Consider the following 13,036-nt stretch of genomic DNA (forward strand, 5'->3'; position numbering starts at 1 on the left):
ACAGCATAGGGATTTATCCTTACAAGCAGTCATCTGACTTCGTATTAATCCATAACTTTAACTTTCTTAGTGAATGAAATGATAAAATCTTTGTTGTCAATCATTTTCTTTTCTCTCTAAACTCTCTCTTTAATCTAGGTATCTCTTGAAAAAGGAATCTTAAAAATCCTCCTTTAACCCAATTCTTATTTGCTTGTATCAAAGCAACTCCAAGTTTATAAGTAAAACATTCTTTTTGTAGCTAAAATAAGTGAATACCCTTGTGTGCAGGAATTTGCACGGGATTGGAAAGTTATTTTGTGGAATAATTTAGGAGAAAGAGGAATTTTTCTCTTTGGTAAATGTATTGAAAGTCATTTGTTTCTCTTTGACTATGGAGTGTGGTTTGTTCTTTTGTCCAGTTTCCAGTTGGGTCATCACGCAACCAAAATTTATGCTTTTTGATGCATTGTGCAGGATTCCCTACGTAAATAGTGTTGGATTCTTTGATTCCACTTATAATGCTTTTAGCACCAATAATGCTTCCGCTTGGGATAAATATGCCTTTTAGTATCGCACTTTCTTGTCCGCACCAAATGTGGTCCCGATGTAAATGCTTTTACTAAAATTTACGCCATTGAAAGTAGAATTATCGCCAATATAGCACACTCCATTGGTGGCAACTTCTATTTTTCCATTTACGCGAGCGTTTTTTCCTATGAAGACTAAGCCATTATCTCTATGAAATATAATTTGAGTATTTTCCCCGCGAAATAAAGAATATTGTTAGAACCTAAAAATTATATTTTGTGATTCCTTTGTTGGTTTAAGTTTCCATAAATTATATTTCGTTTTTCTTGAATAGTTTTTTGTATTTTTTAACCTGAAAATAAAATCCTATTTTTACTCTTTTTATAATTAAGAAGTCCCAAACTTACCTTGTTGTGTTTTAAAGCGAGAAAAGATAGATTTTTGTAAAATTTAAGAGGTTTCAGATGACGCAACGCAATCTTGCAGGTAAGCTAGATATTAATGTGAAGACTTTAAGAAAATGGAAAAAAGATCGCCCAAAGGTTTATAGGCTTTTGATGATTGGATTAAAAGCTGAAAGTATGATTGCAAATTGCAAAGAAAATGCCCGTGCATTAGAGCAGTTAATCCAGTATGAAGAGAGGATAGAATCAGAGATAGAGTATCCTAGAGATTCCAAAGGAATAAATACTCCAACTTGACAAAAAATTGACAAATTATTAAAAAAACTTCATAAACCCCTTTTATAATTTAACTTACAATTTTATTTTAAAGGAGTTATTTATGAAAAAGTTAGGTTTAGCGTGTGCTTTTAGTGTATTGGTTGGAGCAAATGCTCTTTTGGCTGCTGATGTAGTGATTCAACAAAATGAGTTGCCACAAAATTCACAAAAATTCATTCAAACTTATTTTGCGAATGAGAAAGTGGGCTTAGTAGAAAAAAGCTTTAATGATTATGAAGTGAAATTCCTCAATGATTCTAAAGTAGAATTTGCAAAAGACGGAGATTGGAGAGAAGTTAAATCTTATGCGCCAATTAGCAATACAGGCTTTATTCCTCAAGGTGTGCTTAATGGTATTAAAGCAAAATATGCGACTGCAAAAGTTATGGAAATTTCTAAAAGCTACAATGGCTATGAAGTCAAATTAGATAACCATAAAGAATTAATTATGGATAAAGAAGGGAAAGTGCTAAGCGAAAAATATTAAGATTCTATTATCAATAGAATGTGCAATTGCGCACCACGAAACTTGCAGTTTTGCAAGTATGTGGGCTTATACTTCACAATATCCTAGAAGCTTGGCAGAATCGCACCTTGATAATGGTCTAGGATAAATTGCCTCACTGCCTCACTCTGAAGAGATTGGATAAGTTTTGTAATTCTTTCATCATTTTCTTTACCACTTTTAACTACCACGATATTAACATAAGGAGAATCTTTGCTCTCAAGTGCAATCGCATCATTAAGCGGGTTTAATCCAGCAAGTAAAGCGAAGTTAGTATTAATGACTGATGCGCTGACATCTCCAAGTGCGCGCGCAAGTTGTGGTGCGTCCATTTCTTTAAATTTCAAGTTTTTAGGATTTTCTATTATGTCTTGGACGCTTGGGAGTTCTGCACCTTCTTTAATTTTGATGAGTTGATTAGCTTCCAGGATTCTAAGTGCGCGTGCGCCATTGCTAGGATCATTAGGCAAAGAAATCATATCACCCTCTTTTAATTCCTCTAAACTTTTAATGCTTTTAGAATATACGCCCATTGGCTCTAAGTGGATTCCAGCAACACTGATAAGTTTTGTGTTATGCTCTTTATTAAAAGAATCCAAATAGGGCTTGTGTTGGAAAAAGTTTGCGTCTAATGAGCCATCGTCTAAAGATTTGTTTGGAGTAACATAATCGGTAAATTCTTTTATCTCCAATTCAATTCCCTCTTTCGCTAAAGTCTCTTTCACCTGCTCTAGCATTACCGCGTGAGGTTCTGGAGTTGCACCGACAATTAACTTTTGTGTTGTTTTGTTTTCTGTATTTTGTGCATTACTTTGGGATTCTACTTTGGAATCACAACCACTAAAAACTACGGCAAGAGCTATTGCACCAAGTGCAAGTTTGTTAAAAATCATTTTTTTAAGCATTGTTGTCCTTTTAAAATTAATGTTTTAATTTTTTATACAGAAAATCCCCAAAACTTTGAATTATCTGCACTAGAAAAATTAAAATCAAAACAGTGTATAACATAATATCGCTTTGGAATCTATAATATCCATATTTAATTGCAATATCGCCTAATCCACCTCCACCCACAGCTCCAGCCATCGCGCTAAATCCAACAACTAGGATAAGAGCAAGTGTGATTCCAGAGACAATGCTTGGCAGGGCCTCTACAAACATAATCCGAAAGATAATTTGTAAATTACTTGCACCAAAGCTAAGAGCAGCTTCAATCACTCCTTTATCCACTTCTTTAAGCGCATTTTCTATGATACGCACGATAAAGGGTGCTGCGCCAATGCTAAGTGGCACGATTGCTGCACTCGCACCGATACTTTTACCTACAATAAATTGTGTCAAGGGAAACAGAACCACCATTAAAATTAAAAAAGGAAAAGAACGCAAAGTATTTGTAATGCTATCAAGCGTGCGGAAGATAATTGCATTGGGGCTTAAGCCATTTGGCGCACAAAGGGTAAGCAAAATGCTTGGCACAATCGCCAAAAGTGTCGCAATCGTTGTTGCAGTTACACTCATATAAAGCGTATCTAAGGTCGCCTCTAAAAGCAGAGAAATGATTTTGCTATTCATTTTGCCCCCCTTGAATAATCTCCCATTGTGCGCCTCGTGCATTCAAGTAATTGCAGACTTTTTCTTTAGCGCTTTTATCAATATTAATCACCAAAATGCCTAGCGCGATTCCATTAAAAGACTCCAAATTTCCCCATACGATATTAAAATCCATTTGTAATTCTCGCGCCATTTGCGTAATAATAGGATTTTGTGCTAGATTTTTAGGAAAATAAATGCGGATATTCAGCCCTTTATTTGGTAAAATCTCATTTTCTCCTAAAAATTCGCGCATTTTTGGGTCAGGCGAGAGGAATAAATCTTCAATTTTTCCACTTTTTAACACCGCTCCACTTTCCATAAACGCAGCTTCTGCACAAAGCCGCTTGACTACTTCCATTTCGTGTGTTACAAGCACAATCGTTACGCCTAGTTCTTGATTGATTTGCGCAAGCAAGTCTAAAATAGCACCCGTGATACTCGGGTCTAGTGCGCTTGTGGCTTCATCACTTAGGAGTAACATAGGATTCATCACTAATGCCCTTGCAATCGCAACGCGTTGCTTTTGCCCTCCGCTAAGTTCGTTTGGATATGCCTTTGCTTTGTCTTGCAAACCAACTAATTCTAAAAGATTCTTAATTTTTGCTGGTTGGATTGTCGCTTTGGCACATTGGAGGGGTAAGATAATGTTTTCATAAACATTTTTGCGCTGAAGGAGTGAGAAATGTTGAAAAATCATTCCAACTTTTTGTCTGAAGGTGCGCAATTCTTTGCCCTTTAGTTTAGAAATTTCTAATCCATCAATTTGCACACTGCCTTTATTAATCGGTTCTAGTCCATTAAAGGTGCGAAGCAAAGTGCTTTTGCCCGCTCCACTATGCCCTACAAGTCCGAAGATTGAGCCTCTTTTAATCTTGAGATTAATGTTTTGAAGCACCTTTAAATCGCCATAACTTTTGCAGAGGTTTTGCACTTGAATTAAATCCATTTTGCCCCTTAATGTTTAACCACTTCATCTTTTTGTATTCAAAATCTGATAAAATTGCGAAATTATAGTAAAAAAAGCTAAAAGGGTTTTTATGCTGCGAAGTTTTGTAAGATTATGGTTGTTAATGTTAGTGTTTTGTGGAATTTTAAGCGCACAACCTTGGGTAATGTTTAGCGATATGGACGACACTTATCTATACGACCAAGCAAGCGGGCAGGTGTATATTCGGATAAAAAAGGGTGGCAAAAATTATGAGGATACTTTTGTCAAAATGGGTGTGCAGGATTCTATCCATTCCAAACCCACTTCAAAAGCCCAAAAGACTGCACAAAAAGATTCCAAATCCACAGAATCCAAACAAGAAAATGACGCACAAAAAGAACAGCAAGAGTTGATCAAAAAAGCCCAAGAGTTACAAAGAAGCATACAAGGAAGCATTTTAGGCGGGGAATAGAGTTAAGCCAAAAAGTATTCGTAATCTTTTGCGAAAACTTCCAAAATAGCTTTTGCGACTTTTTGGGATTCCATTATGCCAATCTCGCCTCCGCCAAACTTTAAAACCCTTAAAATCCCTAAATCTAGGAAAAAATGCGCAACTTTCTTGTAATTTAGCTCACTTTTGCTATCCAAATGTCGGACTTTGTAAATAACACTTTTGTGCGTTATTTTGCCCTTTTCATCAATGAGGATTCCGCTAAAGGTTTTGTCAAAGCGGTAAGGGACATTGGCTAGGGATTCCAAATAATGTATAAATGTATAGCCGACATATTTATTACCAAAGGTTAAAATTTTGCCCTTATGTGCTAATAATCTATCAAAAATGCTATTTTTGCCTAAAACTTCCTTACAATCGTGCATTTCTTCGCTTAAATCTCCAATGATTACGCAAGAAAAAATCGGACAAGAGGTGCGCTTGCCACCAAGCTGCAATAAAGAATTCCCAAGATTGCCTACTTTTGACTTGGAATGCACGATATCAAAAGGCTCATTTTGACAAAAACTATAAGTAAAAGACGGAATGATGATATTACCGCTTTTGCCGCAGGATTCTATAAAAGCTTGGCAAATAGCTTGATTAAAAGCTTCTCTTGGAAGCAAAGGAATCCCAAACCTAAAAAATTCTGTATGCACCAAAAGAGTGTCTCCCTCCTTAATGCCAAGATCCCTAAGCATTTCTTGTAAATCCTGCGTGGTGTAAATCTTTTCTTTAAATCTTAGCCAATCCATTAGATTTTTACTCCCTTTTTGCGCAAAAGATTCTTGATAGATTCCAAATTGACATAATCTTGTATCTCAATTTCCTCATCAAAAATTGAGATATGATAAGATTGTTCCAAAGCCCCAATCAATGATATTAATGCAAAAGAATCCAAAAAACCTTCTCCAATGAAATCTTGACTTCTCAAGTCTATGTCCGCAACAATTTCTTGTAAAATCGTCTCTAAATTATTCATTACATTCTCCTAAAGTAAAGTCAAATCCAAGCGCATTTTTTGGATTTGGGGTGTAGTCTAAAATCGCATATTTCTCGCCCTCTAAAAGAATCTTTGGCTTGGGTAAAGATTGGCTTTTGCCACAATCCATACTGCGCAAAAATGCGCTTTTTTTCTCAAAATTCCAATGCAAATCTAAGATTCCATTGTTTGGCAAATCCCTTGCGCTGTGCAATGTAGAATTGTTGCTGCCTTCTTGTGCTTTTAAGGATAGATTCCACTGCATTAGAGAATCGCAAATCTCCACAAGGGCATTAAAGCCTAACTGGATCTGTTCTTGCGTGAGTTTCAAGTAAGTGTAGGTAGAATCTAGCGGAATGGATTTTTGAATGATAATGTCTCCACAATCAATTCCACTAGACACACAATGCCAAGTGATTCCACTTGCAGAATCCTGCTCAAAAATACTCCACATTTGTGCATTTAAGCCACGATGTAGAGGTAAAAGAGAGTTGTGATAATTGATGATTTTTAAGGCTTTATTTCGCAAAAGTTTTGGTGGAAAAAGATAATAATTGTGCGCACTAATGATAAGGGTAGGGGTTTGAAATGTTTTAAGATAATCCTCTAAGGTGGTTTTGTCGCAGAAGTTTGTATAGGGGATTTTTGAAGTTTTGCACCAAGCGCTAAAGAGTGAAAAATGCGATTCCAAATAAGAGGCGCAAAGGAGTTTGGGATAAGAATCTGCACACATCTCCTTTAGTTTCTTTGCGATATTGAGTGCTAGAGTGCCTGTGCCTAGAATTAAGATTTGTTCAAATACAACCCCTCTCACGCTGCAACCCTTTCAATATAGGGGGTTGCAAAGAATCTTATGGCTTTTTGCCCCCCCCCCAATTATTTGCTCTGCATTATTAATCCAGTGATAATGTGTCTTAGGGGGCGTTTCTAGCAAGAGAAAAGGCTCTTGTCTCAAGCGGTTTTGGACGAAGTAAAAAAACTCCTTTGCTCTAAAGGTGTAGATTCCGCTTCCCCCAAGTGGAAAGAATCGCAAAATATTTGCGCACAAAAGATCTTGTTGGATTCTATGGTAGCTTACCTTTAGCTTCTCACTTTGGGGCAAACAAAAGTGATAAAATTCCCCTTGCAATCTCTGCCCATTATGTGTAATGACTTCTCCTAAAAAGGGCTTAAAAAATCTGTATTTCACCCCAAACATTGCCTCTACATATACCATAAAAGTGCAAACGCGCAAATCAATGCCAAGAAAAAGCATTAAAGCATTTTCTAAAAATAGGCGATGAAAGACGCTTGTTTGCAAAAAAGGATTTGTTTCCAATGCCGTAGGTTGCAAGATTTTTTCTGCATTTCTGCCAAATCCACAGAAATTAAACATCGGGTGTGTGCTTCTAAGCGGAGCGATTTTTCTAAACTCCTCGTTTAGGATTCCGATTTTACTTTGTTGGAACCGCAAATCCTCTAAATGGCTTTCGGGGAAGTCGTAGTTAAAAGTGGGAACGATGAGGTTGTGCGTGGAAGTGAGTTCTAAGAGAGAGTGAAGCCAAACTTGCGGAATCCTCGCAATCTCATATCCTTGCAAGATTCCAAAGTTTTGCAACGCACTATGGATTAAAAGCGTTTGGTTGTCTTTGAGATTCAAGCCTTGTAAAATTGCTTGGATTTGCGCTAAGGTGTAGGCTTTCATAAAAAATCCCCATAGCGTTTTGAGATTGCCTTGTATTCTTGGGTAATGGCGTCTTTAAACTCCGCATTATCCCACGCCTTGTTGCTTAGTAAGCTCCATTCTAGCCGTTTTAGGAATCCCGCCTTTTCTTGTGGATTTAATGTATCTATACAGGCGTAATTTAGGTGCTTTTGCAGGGTTTTTGTCAAGATTTCTAATGCCCTAAAAGTAAAAATATAAAGTGGGGATTCTAAAAGCGTTTTTAGGCTTTGGGTTAATTGCGCTTTTATCTCCGCGTTCTTTTCACGCACGAGGGTGCAACAATGCGATTCCTTTTTGCTAAAGAACAAATCCATTAAGGAAGCAGGGTAGAATCCTAAAATTTCACCCTCTAGGCTTACAAGAGGAAAATAAGGATAAATCCTGCAAATAAGCGGACGCATCGCGTGGGGCTGACACAAGCCACCACATTCACAATACAAAAAGTAAAGGACAAGTTGTTTGCCATTTTTGAGCGTATAAACCTCCCTTTTTTCTTGCGTAATGTTTTGGATTCCGCCCTTACTTTTGTAGTGCAGATATTCCTCCTCTAAAAGTGGCAAGACAACGTGGTTTTTACTTAGAATCTTAAAAGACTTGCCTAAAAAATTACTACAACAATACGAATCGCAAGTCTTATAGCAGTCTTTAAAAACGATAAATTCGGAATTATAGAGTTTGTCATAATCTAGCATTTTATGTCTCCAAAATCTTTTCTATACTTTCTACAAGTCCACCCAAAGTTACAAAGTCCTCTAAGTCCAATGCGCTTAAATCTAGCTCCGCTCCTGTGCGATGCTCTAGGAAGTTTAACAACTCCAAAAACCCCATAGAATCTATCACTTCAAAGGTATTTTTACTTTGCAAATCCCCCTCAAACGTGATTCCTTTCTCTTGCAAAAACTCTAAAATCTCTTGTTCTATCATTGTCCTACCTTTGTAATCAATTTTGCGCTTAAGAATTTTTCTATCCATTCTTGCATTATGAGTAAGTCAATATTGCAAATTTCAGCGATTTCTAGCAAGTCCTTTTTACCATCACAATACATTAAAAGATTGCGCATATCCTTGATTTGATTAATGGAATCTTTAGTGCTAAGTGTGGGATAAAGCCCCCTTTTACCAAGTTGAGGTTCGCAAAGAATCGTGTTTTGGTAGATTCCATTGAGTTCCAAAGCACGCAAGATTCTCCAAACATACTGCAAACTATCTGCAAAACTCTGCGCACTGACTAGGCTTAAATCATCCAAAGAGGTGTGGTATTCCGGATATGCGCCAAACTTCGTGCGCATTAGGGTTGCAAAGGGTAAATCCACATTGGGCGCACAATATTGTCTCTCATCACTTCCTCTATCTAGGTAGCTGTATTCCTTAAAGCCCTTATAATAATGCGTTAAAACGTGCTTTGCCGCTCTATCGGCTAGATTGTTGCCCTCCCTAGAGTGCAGCACGGAATAGCTCCTAGAATCTCCTATGCAAGTCAGCACGAATCCCGCGATACAAGAGGCTTGTAAATGCTCTAAATGGCGACTTAGATAATAAATACTTCCAATCGTTTCGGGTAGAAATAAAATGCGAATGGAGTAGGGATTCTCCCTTTGGCTTAAAATTTTACCTAGTGCGCAAGCAAGCGCGATTCCGCTTAGTTCGTTATTTACCATTTGCGGGTGGCAAATATAGGTGCTAAAGACAATCTCTTGTTTGCTTTTGCCTTGAATGTAAAGTTCAGCATAGCTTAAGTTTCCGCTCTCTAAGTGACTATCAATGTGGATTTGAAACTTTTTTTGCGAATCTTTGTATTTTTCTTTCAAGGCGCAAAACTCCTCAAAAGAGAGGCAAAATCCCCACCGCTCTTTATAATAACTTGTGATATAAGGAATTGCACTGGGTTGATTCTCCAAAGAATACAAATGGGATTCTAGCTCCTTAAATGTAAGCGCACATTGGCAGGGAATGGAATATCCCATTAGGTGTAAATTGTTTTCCTTGAAGTCGCAGATTTTCTCTCCACTTGGTGTGAGAATGTAGGCATCTTTGACATTCCATTCCTTTGGAATCTCCCAATCAAATGCCTTTGTCCTGCTTGGCACTTCATAAATTTTAAGATTTGGGAGCAATTCTTGCAAGATTTTTAAAGTTTCTCGGTTTCCATTTCCGCTAAGAGAGCGCGGAATCTTAAATAATTTTTTGGTTAAAGCTAGCATTTCCTCACCATAGCTTAGAAAATCCATCGCGTCTTTGTTATGGGGTTTGGTTTGGGGAGGCTCGTTTGATTTTACGGGATTTTGCGATTCTAGGTTTTGGATTGCCCATTGCTTAATAGCCTTTCTATCCACTTTACCATTAGAGTTTAATGGGAATTTTTCTAATGCAAGAATCTTGCTTGGTAGCATATAAAAGGGAAGTTTGGTGCGCAAGGCTTCTAAAATTTGTTTAGAATCTATTGCGGAAGTTTCACATATGCCATAAAGCGAGCTTAAGCCGTCCTTTTCTAATAGAATTGCGCGAGATTGTGTGCCACTTGCTTGATAGAGTGCATTATCAATTTCTAAAAGTTCTACACGGAATCCCTGCACCTTGACTTGCTCGTCTATGCGTCCGCAAAAGCAATAGGCGTTTAAAGTATCATCAAACTTGCCTAAATCTCCTGTTTTATACCAGCACACCTCATTTTCAACGATGAATTTTTCTCGTGTTTTGTCTGCGTCCTTGTAGTATCCTAGTGAAACTTGGTCACCTCCGAGCCAAATTTCCCCAACTTCTCCTTGCGGAATCTCTAGCCCTTTTTCGTCTCTTAGGCTTATGTGTAAGCCTTTATAGGGTAAGCCAAGCGGTAGAATCTCGCAAAAGTGCGTAGGGATTCCGCATTTACCGATTCCACCCTCTGCAATCAAGCGATATTGTGTGAAGCTAATCGTCGCCTCTGTGGGACCATAGAGATTATCTAAAAGTGCATTGGGCGCAACCTTAGCAAACTCCAAAGCAGCGGCAAGAGGTAGTGCCTCTCCGCAAAAGAGAGCGGCTCTTAGCATTGGAAGCGCATTGGGTTTAAGCGCTTTAAACTTTTGCAAATAGGCTAGGAGTGAGGGCACGACAAAGAGAATATGAATCTTTTTAGAAGCAATGAAAGGAATAGGATTGAAAAGGACTTTGTGCGGAATCACAACCAAAGTCGCTCCACAAAGCAAAGTGCAAAAAATATCGTGCATACTCAAATCAAAGGTTATATCAAAAAATTGCGAGATTCTATCCTGCGGCGCGAAATGGTAGAGGGATTGGATTCTTTGGCAATAGTTTGTGAGGTTTGCGCGTGAGACTAAAACACCCTTTGGAATCCCGGTGCTACCGCTTGTAAAGAGCAAATAAGCAGGGGCTAAATCCTGCACTAAATCTTGTTGCTTACTTTGTGTTTCTTGTTGTAGGTTCGGAATCGTAATCCATTCGTGGTTAGGAAACTCGTCTTGCAAGGATTCTTCAAAACTAAAGATGAGGAGGCTTGGCAGAGAATCGGCGATTTTTCTAAAGGATTCTATGCAACTTGGGGCTAATATCATTGGCGCACCACTTGCGCGTTCTATGATATTTTTAAGTCTTTCTTTGGGAAATTTTGGATTTAAGGGAATAAAGGTGATATTGCCAAGAGTGCAGGCAATAATGCTGATATAAACTTCTAGCTCACGATACCCAAAGATAAAGAGGCTATTTCGCCCCCCCCCCCCCATTTTTAGCCTTTAAAAACGCAATGAGATTGAAGCTTTGGCTTTGGAGGTTTGCATAGGTAAGTGAGCGGTTCTCCACTTCTATGGCGATATTGTCCGCATAGGTTTCAAAGGCATTTAAAAGATTATTTCTTAACTCCATTGGGATTCCTTAGCATTCTTGTGAGGCAAGATATTCCTCATAGCTTCCGCGAAAATCTACCACTTCGTTGTTTTCTTTAAATTCTATAATTCGATTCGCATACGCGTCAATCAATTCTCTATCGTGACTTATGCAAATCACATTTCCGCTGTATTTATATAATGCCTCGCCTAGCGCAATAATCGCCTCCAAATCCAAATGGTTGGTGGGTTCGTCCAATACGAGGAAGTTCCCGCCCTCTAGCATTAACTTGCTAAGCATTATGCGGTGTTTCTCACCTCCGCTAAGTGCGCCGACATTTTTTTCTTGTTCCCCTCCATTAAAGAGCATTCGCCCAAGTGCATTGCGAATCTCTCCCGCTTCTTTTTTCTTATCAAAGTTTCTTAGCCATTCATAGAGTGTTTCCTCTCCTTGAATTACCTCTGTCGTGTTTTGTGGAAAATAACCTCGTTCAATCGTAGCACCCCATTGAATCGTGCCATTTTGTGGTTTAAGGTGTTCGTAAATTAGCTCACAAAAAGTCGTTTTTCCAATTCCATTGCGTCCAATGAGTGCGATTTTGTCTCCGGGTAGAATCGTAAGGTTAAGATTTTTTAAAATACACAAATCCCCATAACTAAAGGAGAGATTTTCAATGTTTAAGGCTTCATTTCCAATTGTGCGATTAGGCTTAAAAACAATACTAGGGTCTCTGCGGCTAGAGACTTCCAAGCCTTTTATGTCCAACTTTTCTAGTTGCTTTTGTCTGCTTGTTGCTTGTTTTGCCTTAGAAGCATTCGCAGAGAATCGCACGATGAAAGATTCTAATTCCTCTTTTTCTTTTAGTTTTTTGGTGCGCTCCATCTCTTGCTGTTTGGCAATCAGTGTAGAGGCAATATACCAATCATCATAGTTGCCGCTAAACTCACGCACACTTTTGAAGTCCAAATCCAAAATATGCGTGCAAACGCTGTTTAAAAAATGTCTATCGTGTGAGATAACGACAAGCGTTCCCTCGTGTCGTTTTAGTTGCTCCTCTAAGTAAGCAATCGCCTTTAAGTCAAGATTGTTTGTCGGCTCATCTAAAAATAAAATGTCCGGTTTGGGAAACAAAACTTGTGCCAAAAGCACTTTAAACTTATCCCCGCCTGTGAGCGTTTTCATTAGCTCCTCGTGTTGTTTTGCTGGGAATCCCAAATCCTCCAAAATCTTTTCTATTTGCACATCGTATTCATAAGTTGGGTCTTCCTCTGCGCAAATCATCTCTAACTCACCTAAACGCTCATTGACTGCATCGCTAAAATCCCCTGCATTGTAGAGCGATTCCTTTTCTTTTATTGCGTCATAAAGTCGCTTGTTGCCAAAAAGCACACAATCTTTAATGCTAAATTCTTCAAACGCAAATTGATTTTGTCCCAAAACCCCAAGTCTTGTATTGGGGTTAAAAGCAATGTCGCCGCTTGTGCGTTCAATCTCGCCACTAAGGATTTTTAAAAAGGTAGATTTTCCCGCACCATTTGCGCCGATTAGTCCATATCGCTTGCCTTTATCCAGCTTCAGATTGACATTTTCAAAAAGTTTTTTCGTAGCATATTGCATACTAAGTCCGGTAATTTGAACCATACACCTATTTCCTAAAATAAAATTTTGAAATTTTAATTGAATCTTGCTTAAGGAATAGAATCTTAATATTGGCATACTTTTTGCTTAAGATTCTACATATCTTATTTTAAGGAGTTAAAATAACAAGAAAATTTTTAAGTT

The 13,036-nt window shown here is 38.1% G+C and carries 16 protein-coding genes; 4 read left to right on the top strand and 12 right to left on the bottom strand.

Annotation, left to right across the window (positions count from 1 at the left end):
• Positions 1 to 334: 334 nt before the first annotated feature.
• From Q0Y61_RS04045 to Q0Y61_RS04055, 3 genes are all read left to right on the top strand, one after another.
• On the top strand, positions 335 to 550 hold the full coding sequence (locus Q0Y61_RS04045; RefSeq protein WP_297811765.1) for a hypothetical protein: 216 nt from the start codon (positions 335 to 337) through the stop codon (positions 548 to 550).
• Between the two features lie 424 nt (positions 551 to 974).
• Positions 975 to 1,211, top strand: a complete 237-nt coding sequence (locus Q0Y61_RS04050) for a transcriptional regulator (RefSeq protein ID WP_297811768.1) — start codon at positions 975 to 977, stop codon at positions 1,209 to 1,211.
• 82 nt (positions 1,212 to 1,293) lie between these two features.
• A complete protein-coding gene (locus Q0Y61_RS04055) occupies positions 1,294 to 1,719 on the top strand; it encodes a PepSY-like domain-containing protein (RefSeq protein WP_297811772.1) in 426 nt (141 codons plus the stop codon).
• An 83-nt stretch (positions 1,720 to 1,802) separates the two neighbouring features.
• Here the strand turns inward: Q0Y61_RS04055 and Q0Y61_RS04060 are convergent, their stop codons facing one another.
• From Q0Y61_RS04060 to Q0Y61_RS04070, 3 genes are read right to left on the bottom strand one after another with little or no spacing between them, the layout of a single operon-like run.
• A complete protein-coding gene (locus tag Q0Y61_RS04060; RefSeq protein WP_297811775.1) occupies positions 1,803 to 2,642 on the bottom strand; it encodes a MetQ/NlpA family ABC transporter substrate-binding protein in 840 nt (279 codons plus the stop codon).
• Between the two features lie 16 nt (positions 2,643 to 2,658).
• Positions 2,659 to 3,309 carry a methionine ABC transporter permease gene (locus Q0Y61_RS04065; protein ID WP_297811778.1) on the bottom strand — a complete coding sequence of 217 codons (651 nt, stop codon included), beginning with the start codon at positions 3,307 to 3,309 and terminating at the stop codon, positions 2,659 to 2,661.
• On the bottom strand, positions 3,302 to 4,276 hold the full coding sequence (locus tag Q0Y61_RS04070) for a methionine ABC transporter ATP-binding protein (protein ID WP_297811782.1): 975 nt from the start codon (positions 4,274 to 4,276) through the stop codon (positions 3,302 to 3,304). Before Q0Y61_RS04070 ends, Q0Y61_RS04065 begins: the two co-directional genes overlap by 8 nt.
• 91 nt (positions 4,277 to 4,367) lie before the next feature.
• On the opposite strand from Q0Y61_RS04070, the gene Q0Y61_RS04075 reads away from it, so the two are divergent.
• Positions 4,368 to 4,730 (top strand): hypothetical protein, encoded by a 363-nt coding sequence (locus tag Q0Y61_RS04075; protein WP_297811785.1) that lies wholly within the window; start codon positions 4,368 to 4,370, stop codon positions 4,728 to 4,730.
• A 2-nt stretch (positions 4,731 to 4,732) separates the two neighbouring features.
• Here the strand turns inward: Q0Y61_RS04075 and Q0Y61_RS04080 are convergent, their stop codons facing one another.
• Genes Q0Y61_RS04080 through Q0Y61_RS04120 form a run of 9 tightly spaced genes read right to left on the bottom strand, consistent with a single transcriptional unit; the run spans position 4,733 to position 12,895 of the window.
• Positions 4,733 to 5,503 (bottom strand): AAC(3) family N-acetyltransferase, encoded by a 771-nt coding sequence (locus Q0Y61_RS04080; protein ID WP_297811788.1) that lies wholly within the window; start codon positions 5,501 to 5,503, stop codon positions 4,733 to 4,735.
• Entirely contained in the window at positions 5,503 to 5,730 is a 228-nt protein-coding gene (locus Q0Y61_RS04085; protein WP_297811791.1) for a phosphopantetheine-binding protein, read from the bottom strand. Before Q0Y61_RS04085 ends, Q0Y61_RS04080 begins: the two co-directional genes overlap by 1 nt.
• A complete protein-coding gene (locus tag Q0Y61_RS04090; RefSeq protein WP_297811793.1) occupies positions 5,723 to 6,544 on the bottom strand; it encodes a formyltransferase family protein in 822 nt (273 codons plus the stop codon). The genes Q0Y61_RS04085 and Q0Y61_RS04090 overlap by 8 nt, the downstream gene beginning before the upstream one ends.
• A 12-nt stretch (positions 6,545 to 6,556) precedes the next feature.
• The gene (locus tag Q0Y61_RS04095; protein ID WP_297811796.1) at positions 6,557 to 7,414 is read right to left on the bottom strand and encodes an AAC(3) family N-acetyltransferase; all 858 of its coding nucleotides are present in this window, start codon (positions 7,412 to 7,414) and stop codon (positions 6,557 to 6,559) included.
• Positions 7,411 to 8,127, bottom strand: coding sequence for a hypothetical protein (locus tag Q0Y61_RS04100; RefSeq protein WP_297811799.1), 717 nt, complete (start codon positions 8,125 to 8,127; stop codon positions 7,411 to 7,413). The genes Q0Y61_RS04095 and Q0Y61_RS04100 overlap by 4 nt, the downstream gene beginning before the upstream one ends.
• A gap of 1 nt (position 8,128) precedes the next feature.
• Positions 8,129 to 8,359: a hypothetical protein gene (locus tag Q0Y61_RS04105; RefSeq protein ID WP_297811802.1), complete on the bottom strand. Its 231-nt coding sequence runs from the start codon at positions 8,357 to 8,359 to the stop codon at positions 8,129 to 8,131.
• Positions 8,356 to 11,154 (bottom strand): DUF4910 domain-containing protein, encoded by a 2,799-nt coding sequence (locus Q0Y61_RS04110; protein ID WP_297811805.1) that lies wholly within the window; start codon positions 11,152 to 11,154, stop codon positions 8,356 to 8,358. The genes Q0Y61_RS04105 and Q0Y61_RS04110 overlap by 4 nt, the downstream gene beginning before the upstream one ends.
• A complete protein-coding gene (locus tag Q0Y61_RS04115; protein WP_297811809.1) occupies positions 11,132 to 11,293 on the bottom strand; it encodes a hypothetical protein in 162 nt (53 codons plus the stop codon). Before Q0Y61_RS04115 ends, Q0Y61_RS04110 begins: the two co-directional genes overlap by 23 nt.
• A 9-nt stretch (positions 11,294 to 11,302) precedes the next feature.
• Entirely contained in the window at positions 11,303 to 12,895 is a 1,593-nt protein-coding gene (locus tag Q0Y61_RS04120) for an ABC-F family ATP-binding cassette domain-containing protein (RefSeq protein ID WP_297811812.1), read from the bottom strand.
• Positions 12,896 to 13,036: the final 141 nt, after the last annotated feature.

The organism is uncultured Helicobacter sp., from assembly GCF_947367035.1.
GTDB lineage: Bacteria > Campylobacterota > Campylobacteria > Campylobacterales > Helicobacteraceae > Helicobacter_D.

What these genes read in the sequence shown, in the direction of transcription:
- Q0Y61_RS04120 (WP_297811812.1), bottom strand. Translation starts at nt 12,895, where the DNA reads ATGGTTCAAATTACCGGACTTAGTATGCAATATGCTACGAAAAAACTT.
- Q0Y61_RS04110 (WP_297811805.1), bottom strand. Translation starts at nt 11,154, where the DNA reads ATGGGGGGGGGGGGGCGAAATAGCCTCTTTATCTTTGGGTATCGTGAG.
- Q0Y61_RS04050 (WP_297811768.1), top strand. Translation starts at nt 975, where the DNA reads ATGACGCAACGCAATCTTGCAGGTAAGCTAGATATTAATGTGAAGACT.
- Q0Y61_RS04115 (WP_297811809.1), bottom strand. Translation starts at nt 11,293, where the DNA reads ATGGAGTTAAGAAATAATCTTTTAAATGCCTTTGAAACCTATGCGGAC.
- Q0Y61_RS04070 (WP_297811782.1), bottom strand. Translation starts at nt 4,276, where the DNA reads ATGGATTTAATTCAAGTGCAAAACCTCTGCAAAAGTTATGGCGATTTA.
- Q0Y61_RS04055 (WP_297811772.1), top strand. Translation starts at nt 1,294, where the DNA reads ATGAAAAAGTTAGGTTTAGCGTGTGCTTTTAGTGTATTGGTTGGAGCA.
- Q0Y61_RS04060 (WP_297811775.1), bottom strand. Translation starts at nt 2,642, where the DNA reads ATGCTTAAAAAAATGATTTTTAACAAACTTGCACTTGGTGCAATAGCT.
- Q0Y61_RS04085 (WP_297811791.1), bottom strand. Translation starts at nt 5,730, where the DNA reads ATGAATAATTTAGAGACGATTTTACAAGAAATTGTTGCGGACATAGAC.
- Q0Y61_RS04080 (WP_297811788.1), bottom strand. Translation starts at nt 5,503, where the DNA reads ATGGATTGGCTAAGATTTAAAGAAAAGATTTACACCACGCAGGATTTA.
- Q0Y61_RS04075 (WP_297811785.1), top strand. Translation starts at nt 4,368, where the DNA reads ATGCTGCGAAGTTTTGTAAGATTATGGTTGTTAATGTTAGTGTTTTGT.
- Q0Y61_RS04100 (WP_297811799.1), bottom strand. Translation starts at nt 8,127, where the DNA reads ATGCTAGATTATGACAAACTCTATAATTCCGAATTTATCGTTTTTAAA.
- Q0Y61_RS04095 (WP_297811796.1), bottom strand. Translation starts at nt 7,414, where the DNA reads ATGAAAGCCTACACCTTAGCGCAAATCCAAGCAATTTTACAAGGCTTG.
- Q0Y61_RS04065 (WP_297811778.1), bottom strand. Translation starts at nt 3,309, where the DNA reads ATGAATAGCAAAATCATTTCTCTGCTTTTAGAGGCGACCTTAGATACG.
- Q0Y61_RS04105 (WP_297811802.1), bottom strand. Translation starts at nt 8,359, where the DNA reads ATGATAGAACAAGAGATTTTAGAGTTTTTGCAAGAGAAAGGAATCACG.